The sequence below is a fragment of the Actinoallomurus sp. CA-142502 genome, from assembly GCF_050936355.1.
GTDB lineage: Bacteria > Actinomycetota > Actinomycetes > Streptosporangiales > Streptosporangiaceae > Actinoallomurus > Actinoallomurus iriomotensis.
In genome coordinates this window covers 475,951-492,676 of sequence record NZ_JBNJMY010000001.1, presented here as the reverse complement: position 1 = coordinate 492,676, position 16,726 = coordinate 475,951, and the positions used below count along the sequence as shown (strand labels likewise).

General features: G+C 69.2%; 20 protein-coding genes and 1 tRNA gene. 7 read left to right on the top strand and 14 right to left on the bottom strand.

Annotation, left to right across the window (positions count from 1 at the left end):
• Positions 1 to 20: 20 nt before the first annotated feature.
• Both ACQEV1_RS02775 and ACQEV1_RS02770 read right to left on the bottom strand, forming a co-directional pair.
• Positions 21 to 899 (bottom strand): TY-Chap domain-containing protein, encoded by an 879-nt coding sequence (locus ACQEV1_RS02775; RefSeq protein ID WP_433390756.1) that lies wholly within the window; start codon positions 897 to 899, stop codon positions 21 to 23.
• An 80-nt stretch (positions 900 to 979) separates the two neighbouring features.
• Entirely contained in the window at positions 980 to 1,966 is a 987-nt protein-coding gene (locus tag ACQEV1_RS02770) for a slipin family protein (protein WP_433390753.1), read from the bottom strand.
• Between the two features lie 125 nt (positions 1,967 to 2,091).
• On the opposite strand from ACQEV1_RS02770, the gene ACQEV1_RS02765 reads away from it, so the two are divergent.
• Together ACQEV1_RS02765 and ACQEV1_RS02760 are read left to right on the top strand one after the other, a co-directional pair.
• Positions 2,092 to 3,087 (top strand): ArsA-related P-loop ATPase, encoded by a 996-nt coding sequence (locus tag ACQEV1_RS02765; protein WP_285634765.1) that lies wholly within the window; start codon positions 2,092 to 2,094, stop codon positions 3,085 to 3,087.
• Complete coding sequence (locus ACQEV1_RS02760; RefSeq protein WP_285634762.1) at positions 3,084 to 4,223, top strand: ArsA family ATPase; 1,140 nt, start codon at positions 3,084 to 3,086, stop codon at positions 4,221 to 4,223. The genes ACQEV1_RS02765 and ACQEV1_RS02760 overlap by 4 nt, the downstream gene beginning before the upstream one ends.
• A 44-nt stretch (positions 4,224 to 4,267) precedes the next feature.
• Here the strand turns inward: ACQEV1_RS02760 and ACQEV1_RS02755 are convergent, their stop codons facing one another.
• Positions 4,268 to 4,576, bottom strand: a complete 309-nt coding sequence (locus tag ACQEV1_RS02755; RefSeq protein WP_285584468.1) for a WhiB family transcriptional regulator — start codon at positions 4,574 to 4,576, stop codon at positions 4,268 to 4,270.
• A gap of 268 nt (positions 4,577 to 4,844) precedes the next feature.
• Between ACQEV1_RS02755 and ACQEV1_RS02750 the strand changes: the two genes are divergently transcribed.
• On the top strand, positions 4,845 to 7,091 hold the full coding sequence (locus tag ACQEV1_RS02750) for a penicillin-binding protein (protein ID WP_433390747.1): 2,247 nt from the start codon (positions 4,845 to 4,847) through the stop codon (positions 7,089 to 7,091).
• On the opposite strand, the gene ACQEV1_RS02745 is transcribed toward ACQEV1_RS02750, so the two are convergent.
• A complete protein-coding gene (locus ACQEV1_RS02745) occupies positions 7,084 to 7,512 on the bottom strand; it encodes a MarR family winged helix-turn-helix transcriptional regulator (RefSeq protein WP_433390744.1) in 429 nt (142 codons plus the stop codon). The genes ACQEV1_RS02750 and ACQEV1_RS02745 overlap by 8 nt on opposite strands.
• 60 nt (positions 7,513 to 7,572) lie before the next feature.
• Between ACQEV1_RS02745 and ACQEV1_RS02740 the strand changes: the two genes are divergently transcribed.
• Positions 7,573 to 8,004: a MarR family winged helix-turn-helix transcriptional regulator gene (locus ACQEV1_RS02740; RefSeq protein WP_433390741.1), complete on the top strand. Its 432-nt coding sequence runs from the start codon at positions 7,573 to 7,575 to the stop codon at positions 8,002 to 8,004.
• A 1-nt stretch (position 8,005) separates the two neighbouring features.
• On the opposite strand, the gene ACQEV1_RS02735 is transcribed toward ACQEV1_RS02740, so the two are convergent.
• Complete coding sequence (locus ACQEV1_RS02735; RefSeq protein ID WP_432705667.1) at positions 8,006 to 8,464, bottom strand: GatB/YqeY domain-containing protein; 459 nt, start codon at positions 8,462 to 8,464, stop codon at positions 8,006 to 8,008.
• Positions 8,465 to 8,531: 67 nt separating this feature from the next.
• On the opposite strand from ACQEV1_RS02735, the gene ACQEV1_RS02730 reads away from it, so the two are divergent.
• Both ACQEV1_RS02730 and ACQEV1_RS02725 read left to right on the top strand, forming a co-directional pair.
• The gene (locus ACQEV1_RS02730; RefSeq protein ID WP_433390737.1) at positions 8,532 to 9,425 is read left to right on the top strand and encodes a metallophosphoesterase; all 894 of its coding nucleotides are present in this window, start codon (positions 8,532 to 8,534) and stop codon (positions 9,423 to 9,425) included.
• A gap of 81 nt (positions 9,426 to 9,506) precedes the next feature.
• Positions 9,507 to 9,583, top strand: a tRNA-Pro gene (locus ACQEV1_RS02725).
• 312 nt (positions 9,584 to 9,895) lie between these two features.
• Here ACQEV1_RS02725 and ACQEV1_RS02720 read toward each other — a convergent pair.
• The 8 genes from ACQEV1_RS02720 to ACQEV1_RS02685 all read right to left on the bottom strand — a co-directional run bounded on the left by ACQEV1_RS02720 (position 9,896) and on the right by ACQEV1_RS02685 (position 15,720).
• Positions 9,896 to 11,167 carry a tyrosine-type recombinase/integrase gene (locus tag ACQEV1_RS02720; RefSeq protein ID WP_433390734.1) on the bottom strand — a complete coding sequence of 424 codons (1,272 nt, stop codon included), beginning with the start codon at positions 11,165 to 11,167 and terminating at the stop codon, positions 9,896 to 9,898.
• Positions 11,167 to 11,349, bottom strand: a complete 183-nt coding sequence (locus ACQEV1_RS02715) for a helix-turn-helix domain-containing protein (RefSeq protein ID WP_433390731.1) — start codon at positions 11,347 to 11,349, stop codon at positions 11,167 to 11,169. The genes ACQEV1_RS02720 and ACQEV1_RS02715 overlap by 1 nt, the downstream gene beginning before the upstream one ends.
• Positions 11,346 to 12,692, bottom strand: coding sequence for a replication initiator (locus tag ACQEV1_RS02710; RefSeq protein ID WP_433405830.1), 1,347 nt, complete (start codon positions 12,690 to 12,692; stop codon positions 11,346 to 11,348). The genes ACQEV1_RS02715 and ACQEV1_RS02710 overlap by 4 nt, the downstream gene beginning before the upstream one ends.
• A 135-nt stretch (positions 12,693 to 12,827) precedes the next feature.
• Positions 12,828 to 12,956, bottom strand: coding sequence for a hypothetical protein (locus ACQEV1_RS02705; protein WP_433390728.1), 129 nt, complete (start codon positions 12,954 to 12,956; stop codon positions 12,828 to 12,830).
• Positions 12,953 to 13,318, bottom strand: a complete 366-nt coding sequence (locus ACQEV1_RS02700; RefSeq protein ID WP_433390725.1) for a hypothetical protein — start codon at positions 13,316 to 13,318, stop codon at positions 12,953 to 12,955. The genes ACQEV1_RS02705 and ACQEV1_RS02700 overlap by 4 nt, the downstream gene beginning before the upstream one ends.
• A 16-nt stretch (positions 13,319 to 13,334) precedes the next feature.
• Complete coding sequence (locus tag ACQEV1_RS02695; RefSeq protein WP_433390722.1) at positions 13,335 to 14,012, bottom strand: DUF2637 domain-containing protein; 678 nt, start codon at positions 14,010 to 14,012, stop codon at positions 13,335 to 13,337.
• Between the two features lie 21 nt (positions 14,013 to 14,033).
• Positions 14,034 to 15,383 carry an FtsK/SpoIIIE domain-containing protein gene (locus tag ACQEV1_RS02690; protein WP_433390719.1) on the bottom strand — a complete coding sequence of 450 codons (1,350 nt, stop codon included), beginning with the start codon at positions 15,381 to 15,383 and terminating at the stop codon, positions 14,034 to 14,036.
• Entirely contained in the window at positions 15,376 to 15,720 is a 345-nt protein-coding gene (locus tag ACQEV1_RS02685; protein WP_433390716.1) for a hypothetical protein, read from the bottom strand. The genes ACQEV1_RS02690 and ACQEV1_RS02685 overlap by 8 nt, the downstream gene beginning before the upstream one ends.
• Before the next feature lie 132 nt (positions 15,721 to 15,852).
• Here ACQEV1_RS02685 and ACQEV1_RS02680 point away from each other — a divergent pair, with 132 nt between their 5' ends.
• On the top strand, positions 15,853 to 16,218 hold the full coding sequence (locus tag ACQEV1_RS02680) for a GntR family transcriptional regulator (RefSeq protein ID WP_433390713.1): 366 nt from the start codon (positions 15,853 to 15,855) through the stop codon (positions 16,216 to 16,218).
• A gap of 177 nt (positions 16,219 to 16,395) precedes the next feature.
• On the opposite strand, the gene ACQEV1_RS02675 is transcribed toward ACQEV1_RS02680, so the two are convergent.
• Positions 16,396 to 16,611, bottom strand: coding sequence for a hypothetical protein (locus ACQEV1_RS02675; RefSeq protein ID WP_433390710.1), 216 nt, complete (start codon positions 16,609 to 16,611; stop codon positions 16,396 to 16,398).
• Positions 16,612 to 16,726: the final 115 nt, after the last annotated feature.

Sequence of the window (16,726 nt, the reverse complement as noted above, 5' to 3'; positions counted from 1 at the left end):
CTCTAACCGCCCCGGCGGCGTCACCTCGGCCGCAGGCCCAGCTCCGCGCCGAGGTGGTCCGGGTCATCTTTGGACCCGTTGCGGAACGTGCTGAACTCCAGCCCCGCCGGTGACTCACAGCCCAGCGCCCGCAGCGCCTCCACCGCCTGCGTGGCCAGCGGTCCGATGTCCGCCCACACCACCGGCTCGCCGAGCGTCCATTCGGCGAGCCCCGGGGTCTGCTGTCGCGGTCGCCAGCCGAGTTCCAACATCCGCCGCTCGCGTTCGGTCAGGTCGTCGTCGTCCGGCTCCGGCAGGTACGCCGACATCAGCTCGGGGTCGAGCGCGCTGGTCGCGATGGTGCCGTTGCCGAAGTGGGTCATGAACTGCACCGTCGTCCTGGGTTTCCCGGGCCCGCTGATGAGCACGGCGGCGTCGGTCGGCAGGGTCTGCAGCACCCAGTCCAGCCGCTGCCGCAGGTCCGCCCAGTCGGTGCACTCTCCGGCGGCGCCCCGCTCCGTGGGCCGCTCGTCAAGGTGCGAGAGCCGGTACGGCACGGCGAAGGGGCCGTCGTCGCCCCAGGCCCGGCACCGCACCCGCTCCTCCGGCACGGCGAGCACGTCGCGCAGCGCGGAGATGACGCTCTCCGCCCGGCCGGCGAGGAACTCGCCCTCCTCCTCGTACCATCTCCAGCCGAGGTTCCAGGTCGGCATGATCGGCGAGGTGCCGCTGCTCCCCAGGTCCCATCCCAGCGCCTTGAGGCGCTCTTCCTGGTCGCCGGACAGGCCGCGGGCATCGAAGATCTCCGCGACGACGTAGCGGTCCATGAACCGGCTCAGCATGACGTACGCCCCGGTCGCCGGGTCACCCAGCCGGACGCGATCGCCGGGCTCGTAGCCGTCGCCGAGCCACCGGGTCACCTCCGGCGCGCCGTCCGCCGTGCTGTACGGCCCCGCGAGGATGTCCCAGAGCGACCCGCCGTGTTCCGCGGCAGGCGGGTTCAGGCCGGTCCCTCCACGTTCGGCGTCTGCGTGGACCGGTCCCTCGGCGCCTCGATCCCCTGGTGTCCCACGGGCGCGTCGGACTCGAGGCCCGGCACGGGCGGGACGTCCTTGACCGAGTCGATCGAGGAGGGTTCGGCGGCCTTGGCCAGGTCTTCCTCGGCCTTGGCCAGACGCTCGGCGAGGTCGGTGCGCGGCGTGCCCTCGCGGGGCGTCTGGTCACCGCCTGCGGCGCGGTCGAAGAACCGCAGCAGTTCGACCGGGAAGGGCATCACCAGGGTGCTGTTCTTCTCCGCCGCGACCTCGACGACGGTCTGCAGCAGGCGAAGCTGGAGCGACGCCGGGTCCTGGGCCATGACCTCGGCCGCGGCGGCGAGCCGCTTGGAGGCCTGGAACTCACCGTCGGCGGTGATGATGCGCGCCCGCCGCTCCCGCTCGGCCTCGGCCTGACGGGCCATCGAGCGCTTCATGCCCTCCGGCAGCGAGACGTCCTTGATCTCGACTCGCTGGACCTTGATCCCCCAGGGCGCCTCGGTGGCCTGATCCATGATCCGCTGCAGTTCGGCGTTGATCGTCTCGCGGTCGGACAGGAGTTGCTGCATGTCCGCCTGGCCGATCACCGACCGCAAGGAGGTCTGCGCCACCTGGGAGACCGCCCAGTTGTAGTTCTGCACGTTGACGATGGCCTTGACCGGATCGATCACCCGGAAATAGACCACCGCGTCGACGCGCACGCTCACGTTGTCCTGTGTGATCCCCTCCTGAGCGGGCACACCCATGGCGACCGTCTGCATATTGACCTTGGTCATCCGGTCGATCATGGGAAAGATCAAGGTCAGCCCGGGCGCGCGGAAGTGCGACTGCACCTGACCGAGGCGGAACACCACGCCACGCTCGACCTGCTGCACGACCTTGACGGACGAGATGACGATGAGCAATACGAAGAATGCGAGGACGCACAGGAGAATGATCGCCGCTTCAGCCACGAGGCTCACCTTTCTGACGGCCACTTCCCTCTATGTCCGACACTAGCCCGTCCCGTGGTAGGCGTGTCGGACGTCACTTGTACTCGCCGGGAGACGTCCCCGAACCGGACGATAACCTCGCAAGAGTGAGGGCGAGAGACACCGATTGGGACGGCGTGCGCCTGCACGTGGTCACCGGCAAGGGCGGCACCGGAAAGACGACGGTCGCCGCCTCACTCGCGCTGGCCCTGGCGGCCGAGGGTCGCAAGGTCCTGCTCATTGAGGTGGAGGGGCGGCAGGGCATCGCCCAGCTGTTCGACTGCCCACCGCTGCCGTACGAGGAGCGCAAGGTGGCGGTCGCGCCCGAGGGCGGCGATGTGTACGCCCTGGCGGTCGACCCCGAAGAGGCGATGCTCGAGTACCTCGAGATGTTCTACAACCTGCGCCGGGCCGGCAGGGCGCTCACCCGCCTCGGCCTGATCGACTTCGCCACGACGATCGCCCCCGGCCTGCGGGACGTCCTGCTCACCGGCAAGGCCAGCGAGGCCGTACGCCGCAAGGACAAAAAGGGCCATTTCATCTACGACGCGGTCGTGATGGACGCGCCGCCGACCGGCCGCATCAGCCGCTTCCTCAACGTCAACGCCGAGGTCGCCGGGCTCGCCAAGGTCGGACCGATCCGGCACCACGCCGACACCGTGATGAAGGTCATCCGCAGCCCCGAGACCGCGGTGCACTTCGTCACGCTCCTGGAGGAGATGCCCGTCCAGGAGACGGTCGACGGCATCGCCGACCTGCGCCAGATCGGCCTGCCCGTCGGCGGCCTGATGATCAACATGGTCCGGCCGCCGATGCTGCCCGAGGCCGACCTCGCGGCCGCGCTCACCGACGAACTGGACGTGGAGTCCATCCGCATGGGCGTCAAGGCGGCCGGCGTCGAGGACGACGCCGCCGAGATCGCCCAGGCTCTCGCCGCCGAGGCCGCCGACCACGCGCGGCGTACGACCTTGCAAGGACGCGAGATGGCCCGGCTCGCCGACACCGACGTGCCGCAGTACGAACTGCCGCACCTCAGCGACGGCATGGATCTGGCCGGGCTGTACGAACTCGCCGACGAACTCAGAAGGCAGGGGGCGGCGTGAAGGTCCCTCCGGTGTTCGACATCGACACCCTCATCGACGATCCCGACACGAAGATCATCGTGTGCTGCGGGTCCGGCGGCGTGGGCAAGACCACGACCGCGGCGGCCGTCGGCGTACGCGCGGCCGAGCGCGGCCGGGACGTCGTCGTGCTGACCGTCGACCCGGCGCGGCGGCTCGCGCAGGCGCTCGGCCTGTCCGAGCTGGACAACACCCCGCGCGCGGTCGAAGGTGTCGAGGGCGACCTCTACGCGATGATGCTCGACATGAAGCGCACCTTCGACGAGATCGTCGAAGCGCACGCCGACCCCGAACGCGCCCAGCAGATCCTGGCCAACCCCTTCTACCAGTCGCTGTCCTCCAGCCTGTCCGGCACGCAGGAGTACATGGCGATGGAGAAGCTCGGCCAGCTGCACCGCTCCGGCGACTGGGACCTCATCGTCGTGGACACGCCGCCGTCGCGTTCGGCGCTGGACTTCCTCGACGCGCCCGAGCGCATGGGCCGGTTCCTCGACGGACGGCTCATCAAGCTGCTGATGGCGCCGGCCAAGGCCGGCGGGCGGTTCGGGATGAAGGTGGTGACCGCCGGGTTCGGCATGTTCACCAGCGTCATCACGAAGGTGCTCGGCGGTCAGCTGATCCGCGACATGCAGACGTTCGTACTGGCCTTCGACACGGTGTTCGGCGGCTTTCGCGAGCGGGCCGACCAGACGTACCGGCTGCTCCAGGCACCGGGCACGGCGTTCCTCGTCGTGGCCGCGCCCGAACCCGACGCGCTGCGTGAGGCGTCGTACTTCGTGGAGCGGCTCGCCGAGGAGCACATGCCGATGGCCGGTCTGGTGGTCAACCGCGTGCACCGCTCGGACGCCTCACACCTGTCGGCGGTGCGCAGCCAGGCGGCCGCCGAGACGCTGGAGGCGCGTGGCAGTCACCAGCTGACCGCGTCGCTGCTGCGGCTGCACGCCGAACGCATGCACATCACCGCACGGGAGTCGCGGCTGCGGGAGAGCTTCACCTCGTCGCATCCGAGCGTGCCGGTGGCGACCGTCGGCGCCATGGCCGAGGACGTGCACGACCTGGAGGGTCTGCGCGCCATCGGCAACGACCTCGCCGGCGAGGCCACCGAGCCCGCGGCATGACGATGGCCTGACCGCCCTCCATCGGCTGCCAGGCCAGGTGAGTATCAGCTCGCGACGAGCTCTTCTTCTGGGTCCTGAGACCGCTCGTACTGCTCCTTGGCGGTCTCGAGCAGCTCACGCCACGACGTAACGTCGGGACGCCGGCGCAGCAGCGCACGCCGCTCGCGCTCGGTCATGCCGCCCCACACACCGAACTCGATGCGGTTGTCGAGGGCGTCCGCGAGACACTCGGTACGCACTGGGCAGCCACGGCAGATCAGCTTCGCCCGGTTCTGAGCGGCGCCCTGCACGAACAACGCGTCGGGATCCGCGTTACGGCAGGCGGCGCGGGCGGTCCAATCAGTGATCCACATCTTGGCCCCACTCCCCTTGGTCGGTTGTCGTTGCGAGCCCAGGCCGGACGGGCGCGGACGTCAGGCCGCCATACGAAAGCCGTGGGGAAGAACTTACGGAACGACGGGAGGATTCAACAGTCCCCGATGGGCCCATTCTCGAAATAGCCCCTCCGGGCCATCCGACGGCAACGAACTAGTCATCCGTCTGCGGTGACCTGTGCCAAATGTGCGTCTCGTCCCGCGTAACCTATGGTGCGTGATGGGTGCGAGGGAAGATCAAGAGCGTGTGATCGTCAAGCTGCTGCGACTGCTCGGGGCGGCTGCCTTCGCGGGGGTACTGGTCGGTCTGCTGGCATTGCCGGGTGTGGGCAGTGTGGGGATGGCGGCGCGGGACGCGTCGGACAACTTCCAGAACATGCCGGATGACTTCAGTCTGTCGCCGCCGCCGGAGCGGAGCACGGTGTACTCCGCGGATGGTCAGGTCCTCGCGGTGTTCTATGAGCACAACCGTGAGTCGGTGAGCCTGAACCAGATCGCGCCCGTCATGCAGAAGGCCGTCGTCGCGATCGAGGACGACCGGTTCTACGACCACGGCCCGCTGGACTTCAAGGGCTCCTTCCGCGCGCTGGTGACCAACGCGCAGGACGGCGGGATCAAGCAGGGCGGTTCGACGTTGACACAGCAGTACGTCAAGAACCTGCTGGTGGAGAACGCCAGGACGGACGAGGAGGCGCAGGCGGCCAAGGCGCCGAACTTCGGGCGGAAGCTGCGGGAACTCCGGTACGCGGTGAATGTGGAGAAGCGGCTGACCAAGCAGCAGATCCTGCAGGGTTATCTCAACATCGCGTACTTCGGGTCGGGCGCGTACGGGGTGCAGGCGGCCTCGCAGTACTACTTCAGCAAGAACGCCTCACAGCTGACGCTGTCGGAGGCGGCGCTGCTCGCCGGTGTCACCAACAGCCCGTACTTCTATGACCCGGAGATCAACCAGAAGGGCGCCACCGACCGCCGCAACACGGTGCTGTACCGGATGGCGCAGCTGAAGATGATCACCAAGGCGCAGGCCGACGCCGCCGCGGCGACACCGATCACGCTGCACATCAAAAAGCCCAAGGCCGACTGCGTCGACAGCAAGGCCCCGTTCTTCTGCGAGTACGTCAAGGACGAGATCCTGGGCAACCCCGCGTTCGGCAAGACCGCCGCCGACCGCGAACGCCTCCTCTACCGCGGCGGCCTCACCATCCGCACCACCCTCGACATGAAGGCACAAAAAGCCGCCCAAAGAGCACTGGCGCTACGACCGAACAAGGCCAAGACCGCGACCGAGGCGATGGTCAAACCCGGCACCGGCGAGATCAAGGCCATGGTCGTCAGCAAGACCTACGGCGACAGCAGGAAGAAGGGCCAGACCACCCTCAACCTCGCCGCCGACTACGCCCACGGCGGCAACGGCGGCTACTCCGCCGGCTCCACCTTCAAGATCTTCACCCTCGCCGCCGCCCTCGACAAGGGCTACAGCGTCGGCACCACCCTCCCCGCACCCAACAGCACCACCGTCAGCGGCTACACCGACTGCAAGGGCAACCACTTCGAGCCCTGGACGCTCAGCAACGCCGAGACCTCCAAGCAGAAGTCGGCCAACCTCAACACCGGCACCTGGGAATCGATCAACACCTTCTACGCGTATCTCGAACAGCGCGTCGGGCTGTGCGAGGCGTCGAAGATGGCCGCCAGTTTCGGGATGAAGCAGGCGAACGGCCAGCCGCTGCAGCAGGTGCCCTCCCAGGTCCTCGGCACCAACAACATCGACGTCACCCACATGGCCGCCGCGTACGCCGGCTTCGCCGCCCGCGGCCAGTACTGCACGCCGATCGCCATCACGGACGTCACCGACTCCACCGGCAAGAAGATCAACGTCCCCAAGGCCAAGTGCGGCAAGGCGGTCGACACCAGCGTCGCCGACGAGGTCACCCGCATCCTGCAAGGCGTGATCACCAACGGCACCGGCCGCGGCTTGGGCATCGGCCGTCCCGCCGCGGGCAAGACCGGCACCTGCGAAGCCCACTCCTGCGCGCTGTTCGCGGGCTACACGCCGGACCTGTCCGCGGTCGTCTGGTTCGGCGACCCGGCCGCGCCGTTCGGCAACCCGAGCCCCGGCGTCTACGGCTCGAACGTCGGCCCGGTCTGGCGGGCCTCGATGGAGGGCGCGCTGCGCGGCACCAAGGCCTCGTCCTTCCACACCTCCGTCAACGACTTCAGCGACCTGGGCCAGGCACGCATCCCGAACGTCCGTGGCCTGTCGGTCCAGGAGGCGACCCACCAGATCGAGGCGGCCGGCTTCAGCGTGCAGGTCTCGCCGCGCGCCATCGACTCCGACCAGCGCAAGGGCACGGTCGCCTACACCTCGCCGAGCACCGGTGTGAAGGCCGACAAGGACACCTCGGTCGTCATCTTCGTCAGCAACGGCAACGGCCCACGCACCAAGCCGCACAAGGGAAAAAAGCGGGGCGGCGGCATCTGGCCGTTCAACTAGCGCCCGCCCGGCGTTCGAGGTTCGCGGCCATCCGGCTGAGCGCGCGGACGGTGGCGACGTAGTCCTGCTCGGTCAGCCCGTCGAGCACGGCGCGTCGCGTCTCGCCGACACGCTCGGCCACGGCGGCGTGGGCGGTCCGCCCGGGCGCGGTCAGCGCGTACCGGCCGTCGTCCTCGGTGACCCAGCCGCGTTCGGCCAGGTCGCCGAGGACGTCTTCGAGGGTGATCGCTCCTTCGCCCCAGAAGGGGCGCAGCGCGTCCCTGAGGCCGCCGGCGGTCAGCGGCGCGTCCCTGATGGCGTTCATCGCCTGCCAGTGGCGCCGGGACAGCGTGTGCCCGGCCAGTGTGCGGTCGAGGGTGGACTCCAGGAGCCCGTCGAGGTGCTTGAGCCAGTAGCCGATCGGCCGATCCGTGGGTTCCATGTCCGCAGTTATATATAATTGACAACTACATGTCTACTGACATCTATCGAGAGGACATCGATGCCGGTCGAACCCGTTGAGGTGGTCGAGCGGGCCATGGTCCGCCTCCGCCGGCGGATGACGCGGCGGACTCTCGCCGGCGAGGCCCAGGTCAACGACGCGACCTTCGGCGTGCTCGACGCCGTCGAGGCCGCCGAACACGCGGGCGCCCCGATCGGCGTCTCCGAGGTCGCGACCGCGCTGAGCGTCGACCAGCCCCGCGCCAGCAAGCTGGTCGCCGCCGCCGTGGCGGCCGGCCTCATCCGCAGAGAGGCCGACCAAGCCGACGGCCGGCGTACGCTCCTCGCCCGTACGGAGGCGGGCCGTGACCTGTCCGAACAGGTTCACGACCACCGCCGTACGAAGTTCGCGGCGGCGATGGCCGACTGGTCACCGGCCGACCGCGCCGACTTCGCCCGCCTGCTGACGCGCTTCACCGACGCGTTCGGGTGAGTCACTCCGCGAGCTGGCGCTTGACCTCACCGGACACGCGACGGCCGTCGGCCCGTCCCGCGACCTTCGGCGTGACGACCTTCATCACCTGACCCATCGCCCGCGGCCCGGCCGCGCCGGTCTCGGCGATCGCGTCGGCGACGAGCGCGGTCAGCTCCTCGTCGGACAGCTGCGCGGGCAGGTACTCCTCGAGCACGACGCCCTCGGCACGCTCGGCCTCCGCCTGCTCCGTACGGCCCGCCCCGTCGAACGCCTCGGCCGCCTCACGGCGCTTCTTGGCCTCGCGCTGCAGCACCTTGACGACCTCGTCGTCGGACAGCTCACGCGCCTGCTTGCCCGACACCTCCTCGTTGGTGAGCGCCGTCAACGCCATACGGAGCGTACGGGTGCGAACCTCGTCACGCGCCTTCATCGCGACCGACAGGTCGGCCTGGAGCTTCTCCTTCAACATGGTCAACATCTAACCGTGCCGTCGCGGGCCTGCGCTTTCCAATAATTCGGCGTGGCACGTCTGGCACGATGGGTGTGTGCTCAAGAGATACGCCGTCCCCCTCGGGGCTCTGGGTCTTGGTGTCGCCGGCATCGGCTACGCGTCCGTCATCGAACGCAACTGGTTCCGCCTGCGGCGCTTCGACGTACCCGTGCTCGCCCCCGGCCAGCGGCCTGTCAAGATCCTGCACATCTCGGACACGCACCTGACCCCGGGCCGCCGCCGCCTCATCAACTGGGTCGCCGCGCTGGACTCCCTGGAGCCGGACCTCGTCGTCAACACCGGAGACTCGATCTCCCACCCGGACGCCATCGGCCCGTTCCTGTCGCTGCTGGGACCGCTGCTCGACCGCCCCGGCGTGTTCGTGTACGGATCGAACGACATGTACTCCCCGGTGCCGAAGAACCCGGCGCGCTACCTGTGGCGTACGAGCCGCGCCGACTACGCCAAACGCCGTACCGTGCCCGACCTGCCGTACGAGGAGCTGGGCGCCGCCCTGACCGCGGCCGGCTGGCTGGACCTCAACAACCACACGGGCAGCCTCAAGGTCGGCGACGTCGAGGTGGAGCTCGGCGGCATCAACGACTCCCACATCGGCAAGGACCGCTACGACGAGATCGCCGGCCCGGTGTCCCGCGGCGCGCTGAGCATCGGCGTCATGCACTCCCCGGAACCCCGCAACCTCGACCGCTTCGCCGCGGACGGCTACCAGCTGCTGCTGGCGGGCCACACCCACGGCGGACAGCTGTGCGTCCCGTTCTACGGTGCCCTGGTGACGAACTGCGGCATCGACCGCCCACGCGTCAAGGGCCTGCACCGCCACGCGGGCGCCTGGCTCCACGTGTCGGCCGGCCTGGGCACGTCACCGTACGCCCCGGTCCGCTTCTGCTGCCCCCCGGAGGCGTCGTTGCTGACATTGGTCCCGGCATGATCAGGGCGCGACGGCGCGGGCAGGGGTGAACGTCCGCTAGAGTAGTTCCGGCGCAGGCGTTGAACGACGATCTGTGGCCACCGGGGTGTAGCGCAGCTTGGTAGCGCGCTTCGTTCGGGACGAAGAGGTCGTGGGTTCAAATCCCGCCACCCCGACCAGCTCAGAGCCCCCTTCCGATCACGGAAGGGGGCTTTTTGGTGTCCGTACAGCAGCGAAGTACAGCAACGCCCACGGCCGCCGTGCACGGACCGAGCCCTTGCCGAGGCGTCTTAAGGCCTTGAGTGTCTTATTCGACGTGAAGCAACGCGACCGTTGGGTTTGGCACTCTCGCCGGGGAACTGGCTGTCGGCGTTGGTGGAACCACTCCCAGATGTGTGGAAAGCACGGGGCTCCGCACATCAACGTGCGGAGCCCGTTGGGACTGCCCCTGTGCGGGAACGATCCCCGCCTTCGACGAGTACGGCAGCGCCTCACGAGTCGAGTTGCTTGCCGAGGCGCTTCAATGCCTTGAGCGTCTTGCTGTCGGATACCTCGGTGTAGACGTTCATGGTCACGTCGATCTGGGCGTGCCGCAGGATGTGCATGGCGACACGGGGATGGACGTCGAGCGCGGCGAGCAGCGTCGCGCAGGTGTGGCGGGTGTCGTGGACGGTGATCCGCCGGACACCGGCCCGGTCGCATCGCGTCTCGAAGCGACGGTTGAAGTTCCGCGGCTCGAACGCCGTCCCGTTTCGTGTCGTGAAGACGAGGCCGGATTCCTCCCAGGTCTCCCCTGTCGCCGCCTTGCTGCGTTCCTGGTCTTCCCGGCGCATGCGTAGGGCCGTGATGCAGATCTCCGGCAGCGGCAGCGTGGCGTCGGAGGCTTCGGTCTTGGTCTCGCGGTGGAGGAGCTGGCGGCGGACCCGCTGGAGCTGCCACGCGATGTCGAGTTCTCCCGCGTCGAGGTCGACCGCGTTCCAGGGGATGCCGATCACCTCTCCCTTACGGAGGCCGAGCACGAGTATCAGGACGTACGCGGCGTAGAGAGGGTCGCCCTCACGTTTGGCCGACTCCAGGAACCGGCGCGCCTCATCGACCGTCCATGGCTTGACCTTGCGCTTTCGCGGCTTGGAGACCTTGAGCATGCCGGCGACGTTCTTGGCGATCAGTTCCTCGGTCACCGCATTGGTCAGCGCGCTACACAGCACCGTCCAGGCATCCCGGATCGTCCGATCGGAGGCGATCTGCTGGCAGCAGTACCGCTTTCCGCGGGCGCAGCAGCGCCGTTTCTTTTCCGGCCGTCGGGCGTCCTTACCCTGGGCGCAGCACTGGCACGTTTCCCGCAGTTCGTTTAGCCACGCTCGCACGTCGCGGACAGTGAGCTTGTCCAGCCGCTTCTTGCCGAGGCCGGGCAGGATGTAGAGGCGCGTCAATGTCTCGTACGTCGCGCAGGTCAGCGGCGCGTACTCCGGCTCCTTGACGACCTCCCGCAGCCAGTACGCCAGGTGATCGGCCAGGGTCGGAGACTTGGTGGCGACCGGCCCCTTACGCGCCTCGTCGTGGAGCTTGAGCCACTTCTCGTGGGTCTCCTCGCGCGTCTTGCCGTACGCCCACTTCCGCACCCGCTTGCCCTCCGGCGTGGTCACCCACACGTATGCGGCATAGCCCTTGCGGTAGGGGAAGATCGAGCCTTCCCCGTTGGCGCGGCCACGACCCCGGCCGCCGCGCTTTCCTTCGTCCTCGCCTGAAGTCTTGCGGGCCATCAGACAGCCACCTCCATGAGCTGCTCCAGGCATTCGGTAATGGCCGAGACCGGGATGAGACGGCGGCGGCCGATCTTGACGGTTCGAAGTTGGTTGGAACGGATGAGGTTGTAGAGGGTCCAGCGGCTGACGCGCAGGCGTTCGGCGGCCTCGTCGACGGTGAGCACGGCGGGTTCGCTCATGCGACCCTCCCGGTGCTGCTGGGGTCGGGTGGCGGTGTTCCGGTGAGTGCGGCGGCGAGGAGTGCGTCGCCTGGTGAGTGTCCGCGTCCGGCGTAGGCCCAGTGCGCGACGACGAGGACGGTGTCTTCGTCGAAGTACGGCAGGCGTCCGGTGGTGGTCTCGACGCGGGCGTGTTCGGCACGTTCGGCACGCAGGGCACCGAGCGTCGTGGAGTAGCGGCGCGAATGGGTGGAGAAGTGGCCGCGGAAGCCGAGCATGTGCGCCCATTGCACAAGCCGCAGGTCCGCCAGGTGCTCCAAGACGCCGAGCCGGAGGCATTCGGCGATCAGACACCGTGCGTGCTCGCGGATCGGTAGTGCGTCGAGGTCGTCGAGGAGGTTGATCCGACGGTCGAGGGTGCCGACGCACTCGGCGGCCTTGGTGGCGTACTTGGCTACGTAGCCGGCGACGGCCTGGTCGGTCAAGTCACCCTCGGTGGTGATGGGACGGACATCGAGCTGTTCTCCCCAGCGCAAAACCCGTTCGGGTTCCCCGCCACCAGCGGGGATCGTGACGGTGACCGCGCCGACGGCATGGCGTACGGCATCGGTCAGCAGCTCCGCGGTCGCCCATACCGGTGGAGTGGTGTCCGGCCCGTCTGGGCCGTCGAGACGGATTACGGCGTGGAAGTGGACGACACCCCTTCGCTGGTACTCGGCGACTTTGGCGAAGGAGACCCGGAGTTGTTCGCGCAGCTCGCGCAGGGTCAGGCCGGTGAGCTTGGCGAGGCGTCGGCGCAGGGCGTCGGTGAATCGGCGCCACAGTTCGGGTGCGGCGGCGTTGAACAGGACGCTGGCGGCGTAGTCGTAGCACTCGCCGCACAGCGGCTCACCGAGCCGGGGATCGTCGGCGGTGTGTCGGGCGGTGCAGGAGATCGGCGTGCCGTGCGGACAAATCGATGCGCCCCGCCGGGCGTGGCAGGGCAGGACCCGGCCGTTGCGTTCACATCGGGTGTGGACCGACCCGAATGACGGGGCGGTCAAGGTGACGAACAGGCACGGGTGCGCGCTCACTGCCTCTGGTACGCCCTTGCCTCCGACGAGGCCGGCGCGGATGAGGTGGTAGGTGTCGGCGCGGTAGACCTCGGCGCAGGACGGGCAGCGGGAGGCCCGTCGGGTTCGGCAGGCGACCCGCAGGACGCCACCGGGCTCGCGGTGCGTGGAGTAGCGGTGCAGGACCTGACCGGTGGCGGGGTCGCGGTGTTCGACGTGGCCGCGGAGTTGGATCGGCTGTCGGCAGCCGCCCGTCTGTCTGATCTGGGTGGCCCATCGGGCGTATTCCGGATCGTGTAGGCGGGTGATCATGCCCGCGATCGCGTGCGGATCGGTGGTGAATGTGGGCAAGATGGAGACCTCCTCTCACTCGTTGGGTGATGGGGATGGCCCCCGACCTGGCAGGCGTCTTGGCGGATGTACGGCCAGGCCGGGGGCGCCGAAGGCTCAGCAGAAGCCGAGGCCCTCGCAGTGCGGACAGACGTCACCGATCGAGTCCAGCCCGGTACCACCGCAGTCCCAGCACTGGTAGTGCTGCACGGGCGGCGTGAGGATGGGCTGGTCGGTGTCGCTCACGCCACGTCCCGGTCGGTGTCGAACGCGGGCGCGTAGGTCATCAGTGCGTCGTGTGCGGCCTTGCAGCGGGCCGGGATGTGCACGGCGGTGTAGGTGATACGGCCGAAGGTCTTGGACACCCGGTAGTGCCCGCCACGGCCGGTCTCGTCGCAGGCGGTCTTGCCGAGCGTGGCGGCGATTCGGTCGATTTCGGCGCGTTCGGCCGCGTCGGTGTCGGCGCGGGCGAAGACCGTGTAGTCGCAGCCGTACTCGCGGACCGGGACGGCCGGGTTGGTTTCCAGGAAGTCGGCCAGGGCGCGCAGGCCGGCGACGGTCTGGTTACGGGCGAACAGGTCGCCGGGAACGATCGGTGGTGTGGTCATCGAGTGATCTCCCTTCTCATGCGGTTCGGATCTGGCGGAGCAGGTCGGAGGCGAGCTGGTTGGAGACGCCGAGGCGGGCGCGGAGCACGTCGCGGGTGATCGGACGGCCGTGCCGCTGGTGGTGCTCGTCGGCGACGCGGCGGGCGTAGGCGACGAGCGAGTCGGCCGGTGTCGGTCCGGACGGGACGCGTTCGTCCTGGCGCGGCGGTTCGTCCTGTGGTTCGTCCCGGCGTTCGTCCTGTGAGCCGTCCGGCGGGCGGCCGAAGGACGGCGGGGCCGGGGACGGGGCGGAGGCCGGGGACGAGGCAGGACGACGGCCGGACGAGCGGCGTTCGAGCATCGAGACCGCGACGAGGAAGGCCCCGGCGGGTGTCGCGGCGACCACCCGGCCCCAGGCGGATGGGCCCGCTTGGGCGAGGTTGGCGGCCAGCGACAGCGTGATGCCGCCGATCAGGACGAGCGTCGGCCAGGAGACCGGCCCTCCGTGCCGACCGATCCGTTTGTCGCGTTGCCGTTCGCGGGCGGCCATGACGCAGGTCAGGTCGACGCAGACGGCGACGGCCCAGGCCATCGGGCCGCGTTGGCCGTGTTGGGCAGCGGTGTCGCGGATGTGGGTGAACGATCCGGCGCCCGCGATGACGGCCAGCACGACGACCGGCCCGGAGTCCAGCAGCAGGCCGACGAGACGTCGCATCGTGTCCCCCTCTCTGGTGGGTCATGCGCTTTGCAGCGCGGGACGGTGGTCATCAGGAACGGGCGAAAGACGAGCGGCGGTGATGTCCGCCCAGGACGGCGTCCGATCGGCGTGGGAGTGCGCGGCATGCTCGGCGGCTTCTTCGGAGACGTAGAAGGACCGGGCGCGGTACCACTGGCCGTCCTGTCCGGCGACGATCGCGACGCCGGGCGTCTCGGCCGGGATCGCGCGGGCGGAGACCAACGCGTCGGGGTCCAGGTCGCCGAGGGTCATCGTCGCCGTCTCCGGGTCGTTGACCCGGTGGCAGACCCGGCCCGAGCACTGGGCGCGCAGGGCGGTGACCCCTGGCCCCAGATCGGACCCGATGCGCTGCCCGGACAGGAACAGGTAGATGCCGAAAGCGCGGCCGAGCTGGGCGACGCGAAGCAACGCGGTCGAGGTCCGCGCTACGTCGTCCTTCTCGGACTTGTCGGCCATCAAAAACAGCTCTGCCAGCTCGTCGACCAGGACCACGACGGGCACCGGGCACAGCTGCGGAGGCAGCCGCCAGACGTTGCGGGCACCAGCCGTGCGGCACAGCCCCATGCGGTCGGCCATCAGCCCGACCAGGTCGGCGAGCAACCGCATCGACTCGCCCCGCGTGGTGGCCAGCGCTGAGAGCCGCGGCTCGTACGGGGCGAACTCCACCCCGCCCTTAAGGTCGAGGCCGACCAGGGCCACGCGCTGCGGGGCTAGGCCGACGATCAGCGCGTTCGCCAGGTTCGACTTGCCCGATTGGGTGGCTCCGGCGTTCAGCCAGTGCGGGATCGTACGGAAGTCGATGACCCACGGCCGTCCGGTCTCCAGCCGTCCGACCGCGACCTTGAGCAAGTCGGCGGACGCCGGGATCTGGTCGACCTTGACCAGCGGATCGCGGACGGTGGCGGCCAGGACGACGCGTCCGGGACGTGGTGAGGACACCCGGACGGCGTGGACGCCCCAGGAGTGCGCCAGCCGTTCGGCCGCGTCTGCGTAGTCGCCCGGCACCTGCCCTTCCAGCAGCGACAGGCTGACGCGCCAGCCGTGCCGGGTCGGACGGGGTAGCCACATCCACGGGGCGGCGTCGACGACGACCCGCTGGAAGCGGCGGCGTACCTTCACGATGCCCGTGGAGGCGACCGCCCGTGGGACCACGGTGAACCACCAGCGGTGCCGCTTCTTGGTCAGGCCGCAGCCGAGTGCGACCGAACGCCAGGTGATGCGGAGGTTGATGGCCGCGAACAGGAAGCCGGCCACCGGCCAGAACGACCGGTAGTGAAGGCGGCGCCAGGCCCACAGCCCGACGGCGCACGTCGCGGCGGTGCCGAGGATCGCCCACGCCGGTTCAGGCAACGGCGATCCCCTCTTCGGCGGGGACGATCGAGGCGGCCCGGTAGGAGATGCCCCAGCGGGCCTCGCCGCCGCGGGTCATCTCCCAGACGTAGCCGACCATGTCGACCGGCAGTACGGGCGTGCCGACGGTGACCGGCGGTTCACCGGACACCCCGACGCGGATGAGTTCGATCCGGCCGGTCTCGTCGGTGGCCGACAGCGCCACCTCGTACACGGTCTGGCCGCTCTTGTCGGTCTTGACCTCGCCGGTCTCCTTGTTGAGCAGCCGAGGCCGAGGCGCGGCGACGCAGACGAACGTCAGCTTGGCGACGTCGACAGGGATCGGGATGTTGCGCATTGGGAACCTCCTTCGTTGGGTTACTTAGACAACATAGTCGACCTAGTCGACTGTGCAGTCAAGGACTTCGTGGTTGGCCATGTCGACCGGTTGTGCTGAACTAGAGGCCGACAGGCGACAGGAGAGGTGCGGATGGTCGAGAGGACGGGCCGGGCCGGCTATTTGCAGATCGCCGACGACCTGCGCGAGCGGATCCGTACCGGCGAGATGGCCCCGGGCTCCCCGCTGCCGTCGACCGCCCGGCTCGCCGAGACGTACGAGGTCTCGCTCGGCGTCGTGAAGATGGCCGTCGGCATCCTCCGTACGGAGGGCCTGGTCGTAGGCCAGCAGGGCAAGGGCGTCTTCGTCCGCGAGGACGCGGCACCCGAGCCGTCCGGCACAAGCGAGGACCCGCTCACCGAGATCCGTGCCGCACTGCGGGAGCAGTCGCGCCGCATCGAACGGCTTGAGGCGACCGTTGCTGAGCTGGGAGGCCGGTCCGCTTCGGCGAAGAAGTAGGCCGGCTGTCCAGGACGCGGCAGCCGTTCAGCCACCGCGCGTAACCCGCTGCCCGGCTCGGCGCCGTCGTGTCCAGACGCGTCCAGGGCGCCTCGTGACGCATCCCGAGCAGCGCGATGACGAAGCCGACGAGTACGGCGCAGCCGACCAGTCCGGCGGCGACCAGGGGGAGCGCGCTCATGTCCAGCTCACCCCCGCCTCGGCCTTACGGCTGGGCCGCCCGGCCGGACGCCGAGTTCCTCCAGGGCGCCGCGCAGCGATGCGCCGCCCGACCTGACGCCGCAGCCAGCGCGTCCGGGCCCGGCACTTGGTGCACGACGTCCAGCCCTCCTCCAGCAGCGCGCCGCACTCGCAGGTGCCTTCCTCCTCGGGCGGGAAAACCTGGTCGGTCATCTTCGTCCTCCTTTCTCCCGAAGCCCGCCTCGGTTGCGGACTGTGACACCGAGAATGCGGCGCGAAAGGGGGACAGGATCACTACAGGATGGGACGTGTGCAGGACGTCCGGTCT